Source organism: Pseudomonas sp. S8 (assembly GCF_050473925.1).
Taxonomy (GTDB): domain Bacteria; phylum Pseudomonadota; class Gammaproteobacteria; order Pseudomonadales; family Pseudomonadaceae; genus Aquipseudomonas; species Aquipseudomonas parakoreensis.
Genome location: NZ_JBFDVZ010000016.1, coordinates 280056 through 295327 on the forward strand (window position 1 = coordinate 280056; position 15272 = coordinate 295327).

Here is a 15272-nt window from a genome sequence, read left to right on the forward strand (position 1 = left end):
AATTTCACCCAATGCAGTGTTTTGCGAAAAATTGAAGTGATCCTATGCAGCACTCCAAAAAAATCGGCCGGGATCCGATTTGCCGAACGCCCCGATATACAGGGGAATGCCGATTTAAAATGCGTGTTTTGCAGATTTTTTATTTTTCATTAATTGGTTTGAGGAGATGTAAGCATACCGTAGCGAGGAGCTAACGTGCCTTGAAGGCCCAGATAATTGGGCCTGCAGGGAAAATTGCGGATTTCACAATTTTGCTAACCGAATACGTCCTCACGAAGATCAACCCAGCTAACGGTCATAATCAACTAAAAATCCCTATTCGCAGCGAACCAATCAGTTTCGGGGGTAGAAGGCCCATTCCTAAGGTAAATCTCCAAGGTCGGCAGCACCCAAGGGATGTGGATTTGGAGCTTCCAGAGTTGATGCGAGGTCGACGATCTGCCTAATTTCTTGGATTGCCTGAGTATAGTTATCTCCGGCCAATAACAAAGAATCCTCAATTCTCTTGACAATATTGGGCTTCAATAGACGTTTTTTGTCTATATAATGCTTTTGAAGTGTTTCTTTCATTCGCTTCAAAACGGTGTTAGTAGCATAGTCGAAGCTACCATCTTTCGAAGCTCTTATGCCTTGACATTGAGTCAATATAATACAGTCTGGTACATTTTTAATCTCCCAAACCATTTCTTCAACTGTTCTCATCTCGTACTCAGCTTGATGGTTGCTTTTTGTCATGATAGAGAACTTCGCTTCATGGAGTTCTAGCTTTTTGACAACGTCATCCAATTTGCTTTGAAGCTCTGTTCGAACTGCGTCAACTCTTGCTCTGCTCTCGCTTCCTTGGTCAAGCACAATTCTCATATTTGCTTCGTTCCGCGAGTCAAATGATTTTTCGAGGTCGCTCTTGTCTTGTTCGAACTTTACAAGTAATTCTGACTTGAACGTATTGATTACGTTATCTAGCTCGGATTTTAATCTGGCTTTGTCCTGTTCATAAAATTTAAAGTTAGTGAATATGCTATAGCTCATGAGGATCGCAAAAACGCCGGAAATTATTCCGAGCGCCCAGTAAACTGTATCTGCCATTGAGCCTTGGTAATCACGAATTAGCTTGTTTTGCGCTTTTAATACTTTTATTTCGGCTTTTAGGTCTGAAACTAAAACCGTATTTTTTTCTTCAGGTGGTGAACTCGCGATAGTTTCGCTTTTCGTAATTGGCACGATGCTTGTCTGAGGAGGAGACGCACCATAGCTCATAGGGGCTAACATGAGAGTAAGTATAAAAACATATTTTTTAAATAAGTGCATTGGAAATCCTTTTTGTGCAATGTATATGGCATTTCGCCATAACGTAGCACATTATTATTTATTTATAAACAGGCTGCTCGTGTTGTGAGTTTTCTATAAGGCTGGTCGGCTCTGACGTTTCAATTAGTCCTTTTCAAGTGACTTAAGTCGCGCCAAACCTTGTTTGATAAATCCAGAATTATCTCCAATGCGCTCAAGTGCCCCGCGGGCATTTTCCCCCACGACCTTGTAACCCTGTTGCTCGACTAAGAGCACCAATTCCATAAGTGCAGCTTCAAGCCCCAACTGGTTTTCGTACATTTTTTCGAGGACGACGGGGAGGGAGTATTCACTGGCCATGCTTTCGACTCCATTCGGAAAGCAGGAAGCATAGCAGGGCACCTGAGGGAGCTAATGGGGAGCTGATTTCAGTTCGGTGCTGGGAAAAAGGTAATTTTGGTAAGCAGATGCGAAAGAATGGCTGCAGCCCTTATAGGACGTGGCCTCAATGTATTACCTTTGAAGGTAATATTAGGTAAGGGAAGAGGTAATATTTTACTAAGTCCTTGATTTTAAAGACTTTCGTAGGGGCGTGAAATTACTACGGCTAAGGGTAATTTTCTAACTCCTCTATTACCCTTTTATTACCTTTCAATAATTCATATAACCTATTGATTTTATTGAGTTTTATCGTCGATAAAAATGGAAATTACCAATATTACCTTTTTCCCAGGGGTCAACCTGAAAACGGGGCGAAGCGAAGACGGGGAGGTTTGCTGGCCTTTCATGCACGCGGTTTTAACTCTCACAAAGGCTCGCCTTTGCCGACGATAGACAGTGCCAGGGTTGGAGCCGAGAACCGCTGCTGAAAAATTGCTAACGCAATCGGCAGAAGCGATGGGAGGGGGAGGGAGGAAAACAGAGATGGTACGCAACTGGTACACAGGCTGGCAGCGAGGTGTTCGTCCCTTTATTTGCGGGAGGTAAAAGAAGTGTCAGTCCGATCCATCATCGGGGCGACGGAGAAGCGGCGGGAGAGTGGGGCGGGTGTGGCGGAGATAGGGGACATTGGCGGTTCTGGATTGGGTGGGGCTGGGAGGTGGGGGAGTTTATCAGGAATGGGGGACGGACGGGTTTGGAGGCTGGTGGAGGTCTGTGCTTGAAAAAACTGGATCAGCATCGGGGAATGCTTGGTAGTAAATAAATCTGACCCCTTTTTCCACCCTTTTTTGGGCATTTCGAGGAGCACGGCATTGCTCTCCTCGGGCTGTCCCCGTTATGAAAGATAAACTTAGCGGAGAACTAGTTAGAACTCTAGGTGTTGTCAGCGCTCCAGAAGAACGATTTTATTTGCTTTGAGAACCCAGTCATCCGCCATAGGAAGTGGTGCTTTTTTTTTCAGTATTTGTGGCCATTTGTGCGAGAGATCCGCGTTGATTGCTATGAAATTTCCCATATTTGAAGGTATGTCTTCCTCGGCGTAAATGGCGTCGCTGGGACATACTGGCACACACACACCGCAGTCTATGCACTCTTCGGGATCTATCACCGAGAAATTTGGTCCCTCATGAAAACAATTTACAGGGCAAACTTCGACACACTCAGTGTATTTGCAGTTTATACAGTTGTCAGTCACTACGTATGTCATGTTGATTCTCCAGGCTTTGTTTGTTTCGCTGCTGTAGTTATGTGTTTTGTTGTCGGAGAAGGTAGTTGGCACTATTTTTGTTGAGGTTTGAACTGCCAGAAATGACAGGTTTTTATATTTTTTTGCGATATATACGATTTTTTTGAGTTATTAGAGCGCTATTAAAATCATCACGGAAGTACGTTTATGAACGGTAAATTTTGGATCAGCGTTGGTACAAACGCTGTTTTTTACGCTTTTCAACGGCCTACTTGCAGAGTGCGAGTCAATCCTTCAAAACTCCAGGCTGAGCGTCACTTGACACTGGATAGGCAACCCGAAGGCAAAAAGACAACGCACTTTCGTTATGGGGATACATAACTTTGTCTATTAGCTGCGCCACTGGCCTACCGAATGTTGCGATCACATGGGACGGTCCGACCCCGGATCAGCAATTCTATGATCTAGTAGGAAGGGCAGGTAGTTTGGTTTCGACACGATCTGTCGACGATATTATGAAATATTCGAAGTAGTGTAGGGCGCGGGCGCTTAATGATAACGGATAGGTTGCTACGGTTGAGTAGATAGGAGATGCAATTGAGTGCCAAGCTCTCGTTCGTGACGGTAGTGGATCGGTAATTTCTATGTTTTCAAAATAAAGTCACTTCATGGTGAGGTTGCGTTTCTAGTCGTGCTGAAGTGCTTTAGCACTTTCTGAAAGCTCTTCATCCAGACCTGTCAACAAATGAACCGGTGCTGACGTTATCAGACTTGCCTGGAACCGCGCTTTGGGACAAAGCTCCCAAATTTTAAACGGTTTAGATGCGTCTTGTTTAAAGTGTGGTTATCTGTACTACCTTAGCCCTACAACGCCTTGCGCCTCCCCCTACACCTAAGACAGAATTCGCCGGCTTGTACGTCTAGACCTTGGGTTCTATCGTTCTCGGGTCACTGAAAACCAGTGACCGGGTTTGGTAGCCCGCGTGTTAGATGTACAGCGTCACCATCACCGATCGTGCTGTCGATCGGGGTCTATGGTGGTCATGTACAGGGCGTCTTCGGGCGCGCCGGCTCCTAACACCCGGTCTACCAACCTGTTCATGGCCGCCACCCTTCGTTTGGTAGCGAAAGGGTGAAGCCCTCACTAAAAGTGTTAGGAGTTTCATCCATGTTCAAACCAACACCCAACCCACCCGAATCCAACCCCGCATCCCCCTACGAATCCCTCGATTCCCGCAAACTCCACGACGCCGCCGAGCGCGCCCTCGATCACTACCTCACCCCGGCCAGCCAGATCATGGCCAGCGGCGATCAATCCAAACCGATGTTCCTCGCCAACCCGGCCTACGACACTGAATCCCTGCTCGCCAACGCCAGTGAATCCCTGGGTTCCGCCACCACCATGCTCAACGATTTCGCCGCGTTGCTGGATGTCTCGCACCGCAAGACGCTGCTGGGCATTGCGCAGGTGGTGATGTTGGGGGAGTTGGCGGTGAATCAGGCGCTGGATAACGTCGAGCTCAAAGCGTAGACCGCTGCCCTCCGTGGCAAGCAGCGGGGTCGCGGAGGGCGCTCAGTCGATGCGCAAAACAACCGCCGAAAATCGCGGATTTCAGCCTGTTTACGCAGCAATAGCGATGTGCCACAAAAAGTGATGGCAATGCGTCATCACGCGTTCAAAAAAGTTCAACGATTATACAAAAATATAAAGTTGTACAACTTTTCCCAAAATTTATAGCATCCGTTCCAACACCTTTGCTGAAACGATAAATCCAGCGCAAACCCTGGATTTGTCCGCTGGTGCGTGCGCCGTCGGTACGGTTCTTCGCGTCAGTCTGTTGCAGCCGGGACAGTTGGAGCTGTCCGCCATTTGCTCAGGATGACGCCCCCGAATATGAGCGGTAACTCCGGTTATCAGAGATCTACTTTTTGTGCCTGACGCTGAATCGCGTCAGGGCGTTAGAGGCTGAACATGGCAGAAGCATCGAATTTCCTGGGCAACATCAAGGTTTCCCGAAAGTTGGGGGCCGGGTTTGGCGTTCTTTTGCTGGCGGTGGGGGCGGTGGCCTTCATTGGCTATAACAGCAGCAATGTGCTGGTGGATCGCCTGGACACCACGCGTCTGATCGGCACGCTCAACGATGCGTCGCAGGACATGCGGTTGTCGGAGAAGCAGTACGAGGCGGCGGCGGACGCGGCGTTTGCCGAGGCTTATCAGTCGCGGCTGACGGTGTTGCAAGGGCTGATCGCCAAGGCCTTGCAGACTCTGACGCGAGCGGAAAACCAGCAGGCCTTGAAGCGTTTGCAGGACACCACGCTGGCTTACGATCAGCAGGTCAAGCGTCTGGTCGAGGCGGACAAGGCGACCAGCGATGCGCTGAAACCGTTAGGAGCGATGTCGGACAAGTACGCCGAGACCTTCAACAGGCTGTTCGAGAGCGCCACGGCCAGTGCGTTGGCGTCAGTCGATAGTGCGCGTGTGGCGGACTTGCGCACGGTGGCGGATCTGCGCAATGGCATGACGATGTTTCGTCTGATGCTGCGGCGTTATATCGCGGTGCCGAGTGAGGCCAACAAAAAAGTGCTGCTGGACACCACTGATGCCTTCCTGGCCGACATGAGCAAGGCGCGCAGCGGGTTGCCGGCGGCCCTGTCGAGTCAGCTTGAAGAGACGCAGGCCGGGATCCGGCGGTATCGCGAGGTGCTGGTGGAGGTTGCCGCGCTGTTCGAGCAGAAGCAGAGCCTGCGCCAGCAGGTGGATCAACAGAGCCAGGCGATGGACAGCATCATGACCGGGCTGATGGACACCCAGCAGCGTCTGGCGCGGGACGATCAACATCGTGCTTTTATTCAGATTGCCGTGCTGACGGTGCTGGCGCTGGTGGTCGGTCTGTTGGCTGCAGTGCTTATTTCGCGGCAGATCACCGGGCCGCTGGCGCTGACGGTGGAGCTGGCGCGGCGGATTGCCAAGGGCGATCTGACGGTGCAAGCCAAATCCAGCCGCAAGGATGAGTTGGGCGATCTGCAAAACGCGATGCAGGACATGGCGCAAAGTCTGAACACGCTGGTGCAGGGAATCGGTAACGGCGTGACCCATATTTCGACGTCGGCCGAGAAGCTATCGGCGATGAGTGAGCAGACCAGCGCCGGTGTGCGCCAGCAGAAAGTCGAGGTGGATCAGGTCGCCACGGCGATGCACGAAATGGCCTCGACGGTGCAGGAGGTCGCGCGCAACACCACCGACGCATCTGCCGCCGCGACCTTGGCCGATCAGCAGGCACGTCACGGCAGTGCGGTGGTCAAGCAGGCGACTGTGCAGATCAGCGAGCTGTCGGTGGCGATCGAGGACCTGGGCGCGGCAATGAACGTGCTGTCCCAGGACAGTGAGCAGATCGGCAAGGTCATCGATGTGATCAAGGCTGTCGCCGAGCAGACCAACCTGTTGGCGCTGAACGCGGCGATTGAAGCGGCGCGGGCGGGGGAGCAGGGCCGTGGTTTTGCGGTGGTTGCCGATGAAGTGCGCTCGCTGGCGCAGCGCACCCAGGATTCGACCAAGGAAATCGAAGCGCTGATTGTCACTCTGCAGCAGGGCACGCAAGCGGCATCTACGCTGATGACATCCAGCCGCGAGCGCACGCTGGACACCGTGGTGCTGGCACAGAAGGCCGAGCAGGCGATTACCGAGATCAACCAGTCGATCGGCACGATCCAGCAAATGAGCCTGCAGATTTCCGCCGCCGCCGAGCAGCAAAGTGCGGTGGCCGATGAGATCAATCGCAGCATCGTCAGCGTGCGCGATGTGGCTGATCAGTCGGCCGTCGCCAGCGAAGAAAGTGCTGCTGCGACCCTTGAGCTGGCGTCGCTGGGGCAGGACCTGCAACGCATGACGGCGCATTTCCGCACCTGATGGCATTTCGCAATGAACTTGGCCGGAATTGACCGGTCAGCCTGTATAAGCGGGGGCCGCCAAGCGGCGCCACCCGGTCCGTGCAGTGATTTTTTTCTGGGCCATGGATGGTTGCAACCCGCTCTCAGGGGGCGTCATGACCAAAACTCCAGTTTTCCCCCAGCCCAGCGGGGGGTGCCAAGGCTGCCGACAAAAAGGCGAGGCCGACATGGCGTTCTCCTTCGCGTTCCAGCCGATTGTCGATGTGCGTGATCAATCGACCTTCGCCCACGAGGCGTTGGTCCGTGGCGTGCAGGGCGAAGGGGCGCTGTCGGTGCTGCAGCAGGTCGATGACCAGAACCGCTATCGCTTCGATCAACTGTGCCGCGTGCGGGCAATCTCCACCGCCGCGCAGTTGGGCCTCACCGGTTTTCTCTCGATCAACTTCCTGCCCAACGCGGTTTATCGCCCGGATCTGTGCATTCGCAGCACGCTGGAGGCGGCGCGGGCGCATGCGTTTCCGCTTGAGCGGTTGATCTTCGAAGCGGTCGAGGGCGAGCACGTCGAAAGCAACAAGCACTTGATGAACATCTTGCGCGAGTACCGCGAGTTTGGCTTCAAGACCGCCATCGATGACTTCGGTGCGGGGTATTCCGGGTTGAATCTGCTGGCGGACTTTCAACCGGATCTGATCAAACTGGACATGGCGCTGATACGCGGTATTCACCGCGACCGCGTACGTCAGGCAATTGTGCGGGGCGTGGTGGGCATGTGTACCGAACTGGGGATCGAGGTGATTGCCGAGGGCATCGAGCACCCGGAGGAGCGGGATTTCCTGGCCGATTGCGGGATTTATCTGATGCAGGGATTCTGGTTCGCCAAACCGGCGTTCGAGGCGATGGCGCAGATTCCTGCCGGGGCGTGGCGGACGGTTTGATGCGAAGCTGAACCCGTGCTGTCGATCAGCCAGGTTTCATATTGCCGGGTGCGGTGAACGCCTAGGATGCTTGCACAAGATCATCCCAAGGGGAGCCGTACCATGCGCGCCGATGTCGTCAAAGTGCTGTTGATCGCTGCAACTGTCTCGGTATTGAGTGCCTGTTCGGGCACCGGTGGCTTGACCACCACTAGTTGTTTTTCTGCGGATTGTCAGTCGCCCGAAGGGCGCAGTCATGCCACGACCCTGAAGTTTGGCGGCAACAGCATTGGCAGCAGCTTGAATCAGTACAGCTCCGGGATGTTGCATGATGACTGATGGATTTTGTGGCTGAGAATCAATGTGGCGAGGGAGCTTGCTCCCGCTGGGTCGCGAAGCGGCCCCTCAAAAGAAGGCCTGCTGCGCAGTCCAGCGGGAGCAAGCTCCCTCGCCACAACTGTTTGTGCCTGGACGATTACTGCGGCACTGCCAGCCACTCACCAATGACCTTCTGATAACTGCCAGTGACTTTGCTCAAATGCAGCCACTGATCGACGTACAGCTTCCAGCTGATGTCATCGCGCGGCAGCAGATACGCCTTCTCGCCATACTGCATGTACTGATGCGGATTCACCGCACACAACCCCGGTTTGAGTTTCTGCTGATACAGCGCTTCCGAGGCGTCGGTGATCATCACGTCGGCCTGGTTGTCGAGCAGTTGCTGGAAGATCGTCACGTTGTCGTGCAGGGCCAGTTGGGCCTTGGGCAGGAAGGCGTGGACGAAGGCTTCGTTGGTACCGCCGGCCGGTTCCACCAGGCGCACGTCTGGCTGGTTGATCTGCTCGATGGTCTGGTATTTGGCCTGCTCGGCGCAGCGCACCAGCGGGATCTTGCCGTCGCTGTCGAGGGTGTTGCTGAAGAAGGCTTTTTTCTGCCGTTCCAGCGTTACCGAAATGCCGCCCATGCCGATGTCGCACTTGCCGGCCTGCATGTCCGGCATCAGGGTTTTCCAGGTGGTCGGCACCCACTCGACTTTGACCCCGAGGCTGTCGGCCAGCGAGCGCGCCATGGCGATGTCGATGCCTTCAAATTCGCCGTCGGCGCGCTTGAAGGTGTAGGGCTTGTAGTCGCCGGTGGTGCAGACGCGCAGTTGGCCTTGTTGCTGGATGCTGTCGAGGTGCGAAGTGGCTTCCTGAGCTTGCACACCTGCGGCCAGGGTCAGCGCGCCGCAAAGGATCATCGTGCTTTTTAGAATAGTCATGAACATCGGGCTTCTGCAGAGGACGGTGAGCCAGTGTAGTGAAAGGCCTTCGCGGGTGTCATCCCGCGTCCGGACTCAACGTGCCGAGCCACGCCACCAGCGCCACGATCAGCAGGGCCATGCCGAGTTCCAGCAGCACACTGCGCCTGAGTGCGTTCGCCGCGATGACGTGCTGTCCATCGCGTAGTGATCGCTCCAGCGCCGGCCCGAGGTGGAAGCGGTTCAGCGCGGCCAATACCAGCATCCCGGCAAACAGCACAACCTTGATCGCCAGCAACACACCGTAAGTGCCGAGCAGCACGTCATCCAGCCTCGGGCCGACGATGAACAGGTAATTCACCACGCCGCTCACCGACAGCGTCAGCACAATCGTCGCGCCGACCCATTCGAAGCGTTTCACTGCCTCAGCCAGCAGGCGAATCCGCGCTTCATCCACACGACCCCGCGCCAGCAACACCAGCGCCAGCATCCCGCCCAACCATGCCCCTGCCGCCAGCAGATGCAGGATGTCGCTGAGGAAATGCCAGAACCGCAGCGAGCCCTCGTCCATGGCCCCGTGCCCACTCCACGCAAGGGAGCTGAGGACAACCGCGCCGGCCATCGACGCGAGCCACTTCCCCGGCTGAGCCAGCACGACGATCAGTGCAATCATGCGCAGCCCCCACGCCAGCCCGACGTCCGTTTCCAGCAGCATCATCTGCAGATGCGGCCAGAGTGCGGCGAGTTCGGTTTCGCCACTCATGGCGCTCGTCATCAGCAGCAATCCAGCCACTGACAGCAGTGCCCCGATCAATGCCAATCCACGCAGCATCGGGCCAGACCGCAGGTCGGCGTCAGCGCTGTACAGCGTAAACAACCCCACCCCGAACAACAGCAGCAAATCCACATACAACGCCAGGCGCAAAATGATGTTGATCAGTTCAGCCATCGCTCACTTCACTTTGAACGTGACGTTGCCGGTGATCGGGTGCGTGTCGGACGACACCGCGCGCCACTCGACCTGGTAGGTGCCGGCGGGCAACGGCACGAGCGGGGTGACGAGCATGGATTTCGGGTCGCTGCCAGCGCTGACTCTGGCCTTCATCGGCATCGGTGAATGGGCCATGCCGGGCATCTCGGTCATCACCAGTTTGGCGCCGGAGAACCGGGCCAACAGGTTTTCTGAAAAGTGCAGCTCGATCTTGTCCGGCGCTGCGCCGTCAGCACCTTCGGCCGGGGTTGATGACAGCAGTTTCGGGTGGGCCTGGGCGAGGGTGCTCAAGAGCAATCCGCTGGCGAGTGCCAAGGTGATATTCAATGTGCGCATGCAAGACTCCGGGTTGTTTTTTAATGGGATTCAAAACCACAGCCGCACACCGAGTACGAGGCGTGCTTCGCTGCGACTTTCGCCTTCTTCGCGGGCGTAATCGGCGGTGTTGCCGTAGGTGCGGTTCCACGTCACGCCGAGGTACGGCGCGAATTCGCGGCGGATTTCATAGCGCAGGCGCAGGCCGGCTTCGGTGTTCGCGAGGCCCGAACCGATCCCGCGTTGCGGGTCGTTTTTGCCGTAGACGTTGAGTTCGGCGGTGGGCTGCAGGATCAGCCGGTTAGTCAGCAGAATGTCGTAGTCGCCTTCCAGCCGCAGCGCGCTTTGTCCGCCCTCACCGAGAAACGCCGTGGCCTCGGCTTCGAAGTTGTACAGCGCCATGCCCTGCAGACCGAAAGCGGCCCAGGTTTGTGCGGCGCCGGGATTGAAGTCCTGACGCACGCCGCTGACCACGTCCCACCACGGCGAAATCGCATGACCCCACAATGCCTGGAGCTCGGCGTCCTCGGTCTTGCCGTTGCTGCGTTCGCCTTCGGAGCGCAGCCACAGGCGATCGATGTCGCCGCCGATCCAGCCGGACAGATCCCAGGCCAAAGCGCTGCCGTCATCGGCGTTTTGCCACTCAAGTTTGTCGGCGAGGAAGTAGCTGTTGATCGCGCTGTCATGCACCTGATGGCCGCCGGGGCTGGCGAACACGGCGGCGCGGTCGGCGTCGGTCAGCGCAGGGATCGGCGTGCGGCTTTCAGTGGGTGCGGCAGGCTGCATCATGCCGTCGTCCATGCTTTGCATCGAGTGATCCATGCCGGGCATCTGGCTGTGATCCATGCCTTGCATGTCGTTGGCGGCCATGACGGAGGTGCCGATGAACAACACGGAGAACGCTGCAAATCGAGTCATCATCAGCCCCTTCATTCTTCCACCCGCACTTCGCGGAACATGCCCGTTTCCATGTGATAAAGCAGATGGCAGTGATAGGCCCAGCGGCCCAATGCATCGGCCGTGACCCGATAGCTGCGACGGGTGCCGGGAGGCATGTCGATGGTGTGTTTGCGCACCTGGAAGTTGCCGTTTTCGTCTTCCAGATCGCTCCACATGCCGTGCAGGTGGATGGGGTGGGTCATCATCGTGTCGTTGACCAGCACCAGACGGATGCGCTCGCCGTACTTGAGGCGCAGCGGCTCGGCGTCGGAGAACTTGATGCCGTTGAACGACCAGGCGAACTTCTCCATGTGCCCGGTCAGGTGCAGCTCGATCGTGCGCCCGGGATCGCGGCCATCCGGGTCGTCGAAGGTGCTGCGCAGGTCGGCGTAAGTCAGCACGCGACGGCCGTTGTTGCGCAGCCCGAGGCCGGGGTCGTCGAGTTTCGGTGTGGGGGTCATGGCTTGCATGTCCACCAGCGGATTGTCTTTTTCGCTGGCGGGGTGCGATTGCATCGGGCCCATCGCCGAGTGGTCCATGCCCGCCATGTCGCTCATGTCCATCGAGCCGTGGTCCATGCCACCCATGCCCATGTCGTCCATGGTCACCAATGGGCGCGAATCCAGCGCTGGCACCGGGGCCGTCAGACCGGCGCGGGACGCGAGGGTGGCGCGGGCGTAACCGCTGCGGTCCATGGCCTGGGCGAACAGGGTATAAGCGTCGGCGGCGGGCTCGACGATCACGTCGTAGGTTTCCGCCACCGCAATGCGCAGTTCATCGACGCTGACCGGTTTGACGTGCAAACCGTCCGCCGCCACCACGGTCATTTTCAGCCCGGGTATGCGTACGTCGAAGTAGGTCATGGCCGAGCCGTTGATCAGCCGCAGGCGCAGTTTTTCGCCGGGGCGAAACAGGCCGGTCCAATTCGAATCAGGGGCGTGGCCGTTGATCAGGAAGGTGTAGGTGGCGCCACTGACGTCGGCGATGTCGGTGGGGTTCATCTTCATTTGCGCCCACATCGTGCGGTCGGCGACGGTGGCACTCCAGCCTTTGTCGCTGACGTCGTCGATAAAATCGCCGACGGTGCGCTTGTGGTAGTTGTAATAGTCGGACTGTTTTTTCAGGGTCTTCATCAGGCTGGCCGGGTCCTCGTCGGTCCAGTCGCTGAGCATCACCACGTAGTCGCGGTCGTAGTGGAACGGCTCCGGTTCTTTCGCATCGATCACCAACGGCCCGTAGACCCCGGCCTGTTCCTGCAAGCCGGAGTGGCTGTGATACCAGTAAGTGCCGTGCTGTCGCACCTTGAACTGGTAGACATACACGCCGCCCGGTTCGATGCCGTGAAAACTCAGACCCGGCACGCCGTCCATGTTGGCCGGCAGCAGGATGCCGTGCCAGTGAATCGAAGTGCTATCCTTGAGCCGATTACGCACCCGCAGCGTCACCGTGTCGCCTTCGCGCCAGCGCAGAAGCGGACCGGGCAGGCTGCCATTGATGGTCAGCGCAGTGCGCGGGCTGCCGGTGAAGTTGACCGGGGTTTCGCCGATGAACAGCTCGAACTCGCTGCCGCTCAGCTCATTGATCTGCCCTGGCCCGCTCAGCGCCCAGACCGGCGCGCGCCACAGACCGAGGCCGCCGAGCAGGCCACTGGCGGCCAGGCCTTTGACGAAGGTGCGTCTTGAAGTGTTGGAAGGCATGCGCTGGAAGTCCCCGTTTGAAACATGACGGGGAGGCTAACCAGCGCTGGCTTTCAGTTGGCTGAGGGCGGGATTACAGTTTTGACAGTTTGCCCGTTCCTGTTACAGGCCCAGACCTTCCTGCACCACCTGCAACAGGTTGTTCTCGGTCAGCGCAATCGCATCCAGCTCCTGCCCGGTTTCCACCGTCTGCAACCACCAATGGCTTTCATGATGTTCATCGACGGTGCGCAGCAGGTAGGTGTTGCGATCCGGCAGGGTGATCTGCACGCGGCCGGCGCCGTCCTCGGTAAACCGGGCGATGGGATCAAAGGTCAGGGTTTGCTGGTTGGCTTCGATCACCAGTTGGTCGATCGCGTAATCGTGGCTTTCGCCATCGGGTGAGCTTTCGCAAACGTGGGTCGGATTGCGGCGGATTTTCAGGCCGACTTCGGTGACGGGCTGCAGCCAGACCTCGATGCGGTGGTACAGATCGTAGACCTGCGCCGGCCAGCAATCGATCTCCAGCGCGGCATCCGCGTGGGTGTGCCGGGTTTGCTTGAGTTTGGCGGCGAGTTCGTCTGCTTTACTCATTTCGGATCCCTTGGTTTGATGTCTGCCTGTTAATCGTAGACCTTTCAACGGGGTGTGGTGTTGCCTTGCGTCATGAAGGTACCGCCAAAATCGCAAGAAGACAGTCTGGAACTCAGCCGTACATTCTGGACTGCGTTGGGATGAATGACCTTCTCTGGGAGGCGCTGTTTTAGGGAAATGGATAGACCGAAACATTAGTTTCGGCCTGTCTTTTTTTGACCTCGGCTTATTAAGAATTACGAGAAGCGCGTAAGTAGTCTATGTATTCGGATCTTGAATCGTGAATGATTTTCACGAACGTTTCGCTATGAAGATTATTGTGCGTGAACACTCTGCTGAGATAGGTCTTTATCGACATTTTGTGTTTGTAATGATTGTAGCCATTAAGTATGTTGTCCAGTGTGAGCTCATAGTCGCAGGAAATGATTTTTAAAAGGACTTCATATGCTTCGATGTTCATCGAGAAAAGTGACGAACTGATGTCTTCGCCGGCTGGGTCAGTGAAGACAATGTTTTCCAGTATAAGCGGGAAGTCATTCATTGTGACCGCAAGGAACTGATAGTATTGGCTGTCAGTCAGATCCGGGTGAACTTTACGCTGAACTATTTCTCCTATGCAAGTGCGAGCTTGAATGAGGGGGCGCGCTTTGGTTTTCTCGAAAGAGTTGTCGACCGCTTGATCATCGCGCTCGGTTGAAAATACCCGGTCGAGAACCCGTGCTGACTTTATTTCGATCACGGTTACTGAGTTGTTTTCCGGGCAGGAAATCATCAAGTCAGGAGACTTGCGTTGGGGTTTGCCGAAAGGAAATTCGGGGATGATTTTGTATTGGTCTTTCTTTTCTGAAAACGCCGTGTTGGAGAGATTGACGGCATACGTTTCGAAGGCGCCTCCAAAATCATCCATGAATGGTGACTTTCCAACATAAAGATCTTTGATCTTGTAATACAGATTGTTGAATAGTAGATCTTCAACAAGCTTGCCTTCGATAGGGAGGTATCGAGTTTCGCTCAGTTTTATAAAAGGACGGTTTCGGAAAAGTGTAAAGTTGTTTGGTTCGTCTAACGTGCTTTTTGCAAATGACTGGCTTTCTTCAAGGGGGCTGGAAATGAGGCTCAGCACTTCGGTGAGCGTTTTGCGATTAACCGGAGCGCTTGTGCAAATTTGGTCAATGTCGAGGATCCATTGATCGAGCTGGGTGGGGTTGAGATAATCGATGTCGTCCTTCAAATGGTAGATGTTGACAATTAAATAAACAATATTCAAATAGTCGACAAGCTTTATATTGTAGTGGCTTTCAAAGTCGGAGATGTAAGGGGCGAGGGTTTCGTTTTCCAGGAAGATTTTTTTTGCTCGAATAAACTGAAATTCCCAGCTGTCCCTGGAAAAAGCGGTTGTCGTAGTCAAAAAATACTGTTGCGGGTGTTGTTGTTCGCCATCGGAGTCGTTTAGTTTGCAAAAGGTGCGATGTAATGTCGCTAAGCTATCCTGCAATGATTGTTGCGATGGCTTCCGATTTAAATGGGAAAGATAGTGTTTCCAGCAAGTCCAGATCTGTAATCTGCCATAAGGGGTATGTTGTTCAAGCAGTTGCTTTTGAGATTTGTTATTTGCGAGCCTGGAAACGGACCATTCTTTAAAGACTTTCGCTTGATGATGCTTGAATGAAAGAGAAGAAAGCAATGTCAGGGAGTTTTCATCTGCTTTGTTAACGAGGATCTCTTCGATGCTTTCTTGTGTTTTGTAAAAGTCCTTGTGCATTAACAAGTACTCGGCATTTGCCATGTTTTTAAAGTCCAT

Annotated in this window: 14 protein-coding genes and 2 pseudogenes; 5 read left to right on the plus strand and 11 right to left on the minus strand. The window is 55.0% G+C overall.

Annotated elements, in window-relative coordinates; genetic code table 11:
* Positions 1-360: 360 nt before the first annotated feature.
* From AB1J88_RS02560 to fdxA, 4 genes and pseudogenes are all read right to left on the minus strand, one after another.
* Positions 361-1308 (minus strand): hypothetical protein, encoded by a 948-nt coding sequence (locus tag AB1J88_RS02560; RefSeq protein WP_430290119.1) that lies wholly within the window; start codon positions 1306-1308, stop codon positions 361-363.
* A 123-nt stretch (positions 1309-1431) separates the two neighbouring features.
* On the minus strand, positions 1432-1647 hold the full coding sequence (locus AB1J88_RS02565; protein WP_430290120.1) for a hypothetical protein: 216 nt from the start codon (positions 1645-1647) through the stop codon (positions 1432-1434).
* A 634-nt stretch (positions 1648-2281) separates the two neighbouring features.
* Positions 2282-2356, minus strand: a pseudogene (locus AB1J88_RS02570) (hypothetical protein); the annotation flags it as partial.
* A gap of 255 nt (positions 2357-2611) precedes the next feature.
* Positions 2612-2935: a ferredoxin FdxA gene (gene fdxA, locus AB1J88_RS02575; protein ID WP_430290121.1), complete on the minus strand. Its 324-nt coding sequence runs from the start codon at positions 2933-2935 to the stop codon at positions 2612-2614.
* A 1147-nt stretch (positions 2936-4082) separates the two neighbouring features.
* Between fdxA and AB1J88_RS02580 the strand changes: the two genes are divergently transcribed.
* The 5 genes and pseudogenes from AB1J88_RS02580 (at position 4083) to AB1J88_RS02600 (ending at position 8055) form a co-directional block, all read left to right on the plus strand.
* Entirely contained in the window at positions 4083-4445 is a 363-nt protein-coding gene (locus AB1J88_RS02580) for a DUF6124 family protein (RefSeq protein ID WP_222018841.1), read from the plus strand.
* A gap of 441 nt (positions 4446-4886) precedes the next feature.
* A pseudogene (locus tag AB1J88_RS02585) lies at positions 4887-5963 on the plus strand (methyl-accepting chemotaxis protein); the annotation flags it as partial.
* Between the two features lie 78 nt (positions 5964-6041).
* Entirely contained in the window at positions 6042-6821 is a 780-nt protein-coding gene (locus tag AB1J88_RS02590; RefSeq protein ID WP_371260353.1) for a methyl-accepting chemotaxis protein, read from the plus strand.
* Between the two features lie 136 nt (positions 6822-6957).
* On the plus strand, positions 6958-7737 hold the full coding sequence (locus AB1J88_RS02595) for an EAL domain-containing protein (RefSeq protein ID WP_131671802.1): 780 nt from the start codon (positions 6958-6960) through the stop codon (positions 7735-7737).
* Positions 7738-7839: 102 nt separating this feature from the next.
* Positions 7840-8055 (plus strand): hypothetical protein, encoded by a 216-nt coding sequence (locus AB1J88_RS02600; RefSeq protein ID WP_430290122.1) that lies wholly within the window; start codon positions 7840-7842, stop codon positions 8053-8055.
* A 136-nt stretch (positions 8056-8191) separates the two neighbouring features.
* Here the strand turns inward: AB1J88_RS02600 and AB1J88_RS02605 are convergent, their stop codons facing one another.
* From AB1J88_RS02605 to AB1J88_RS02635, 7 genes are all read right to left on the minus strand, one after another.
* The gene (locus AB1J88_RS02605; protein ID WP_430290123.1) at positions 8192-8977 is read right to left on the minus strand and encodes a transporter substrate-binding domain-containing protein; all 786 of its coding nucleotides are present in this window, start codon (positions 8975-8977) and stop codon (positions 8192-8194) included.
* A 58-nt stretch (positions 8978-9035) separates the two neighbouring features.
* A complete protein-coding gene (gene copD / locus AB1J88_RS02610) occupies positions 9036-9905 on the minus strand; it encodes a copper homeostasis membrane protein CopD (RefSeq protein WP_430290124.1) in 870 nt (289 codons plus the stop codon).
* Between the two features lie 3 nt (positions 9906-9908).
* Positions 9909-10283: a copper homeostasis periplasmic binding protein CopC gene (gene copC, locus AB1J88_RS02615; RefSeq protein WP_222018846.1), complete on the minus strand. Its 375-nt coding sequence runs from the start codon at positions 10281-10283 to the stop codon at positions 9909-9911.
* A 30-nt stretch (positions 10284-10313) separates the two neighbouring features.
* Positions 10314-11180 carry a copper resistance protein B gene (locus AB1J88_RS02620; RefSeq protein ID WP_430290125.1) on the minus strand — a complete coding sequence of 289 codons (867 nt, stop codon included), beginning with the start codon at positions 11178-11180 and terminating at the stop codon, positions 10314-10316.
* Between the two features lie 11 nt (positions 11181-11191).
* Complete coding sequence (locus AB1J88_RS02625) at positions 11192-12898, minus strand: copper resistance system multicopper oxidase (protein ID WP_430290126.1); 1707 nt, start codon at positions 12896-12898, stop codon at positions 11192-11194.
* Positions 12899-13000: 102 nt separating this feature from the next.
* Complete coding sequence (locus AB1J88_RS02630; RefSeq protein ID WP_041065962.1) at positions 13001-13471, minus strand: hypothetical protein; 471 nt, start codon at positions 13469-13471, stop codon at positions 13001-13003.
* 229 nt (positions 13472-13700) lie between these two features.
* Positions 13701-15272, minus strand: a complete 1572-nt coding sequence (locus tag AB1J88_RS02635) for a hypothetical protein (RefSeq protein ID WP_430290127.1) — start codon at positions 15270-15272, stop codon at positions 13701-13703.

Coding starts and splice junctions, on each gene's coding strand:
- copD (WP_430290124.1), bottom strand. CDS start 9,905: ATGGCTGAACTGATCAACATCATTTTGCGCCTGGCGTTGTATGTGGAT.
- AB1J88_RS02580 (WP_222018841.1), top strand. CDS start 4,083: ATGTTCAAACCAACACCCAACCCACCCGAATCCAACCCCGCATCCCCC.
- fdxA (WP_430290121.1), bottom strand. CDS start 2,935: ATGACATACGTAGTGACTGACAACTGTATAAACTGCAAATACACTGAG.
- AB1J88_RS02565 (WP_430290120.1), bottom strand. CDS start 1,647: ATGGCCAGTGAATACTCCCTCCCCGTCGTCCTCGAAAAAATGTACGAA.
- AB1J88_RS02625 (WP_430290126.1), bottom strand. CDS start 12,898: ATGCCTTCCAACACTTCAAGACGCACCTTCGTCAAAGGCCTGGCCGCC.
- AB1J88_RS02590 (WP_371260353.1), top strand. CDS start 6,042: ATGAGTGAGCAGACCAGCGCCGGTGTGCGCCAGCAGAAAGTCGAGGTG.
- AB1J88_RS02635 (WP_430290127.1), bottom strand. CDS start 15,272: ATGGACTTTAAAAACATGGCAAATGCCGAGTACTTGTTAATGCACAAG.
- AB1J88_RS02630 (WP_041065962.1), bottom strand. CDS start 13,471: ATGAGTAAAGCAGACGAACTCGCCGCCAAACTCAAGCAAACCCGGCAC.
- AB1J88_RS02560 (WP_430290119.1), bottom strand. CDS start 1,308: ATGCACTTATTTAAAAAATATGTTTTTATACTTACTCTCATGTTAGCC.
- AB1J88_RS02595 (WP_131671802.1), top strand. CDS start 6,958: ATGACCAAAACTCCAGTTTTCCCCCAGCCCAGCGGGGGGTGCCAAGGC.
- copC (WP_222018846.1), bottom strand. CDS start 10,283: ATGCGCACATTGAATATCACCTTGGCACTCGCCAGCGGATTGCTCTTG.
- AB1J88_RS02600 (WP_430290122.1), top strand. CDS start 7,840: ATGCGCGCCGATGTCGTCAAAGTGCTGTTGATCGCTGCAACTGTCTCG.
- AB1J88_RS02620 (WP_430290125.1), bottom strand. CDS start 11,180: ATGACTCGATTTGCAGCGTTCTCCGTGTTGTTCATCGGCACCTCCGTC.
- AB1J88_RS02605 (WP_430290123.1), bottom strand. CDS start 8,977: ATGACTATTCTAAAAAGCACGATGATCCTTTGCGGCGCGCTGACCCTG.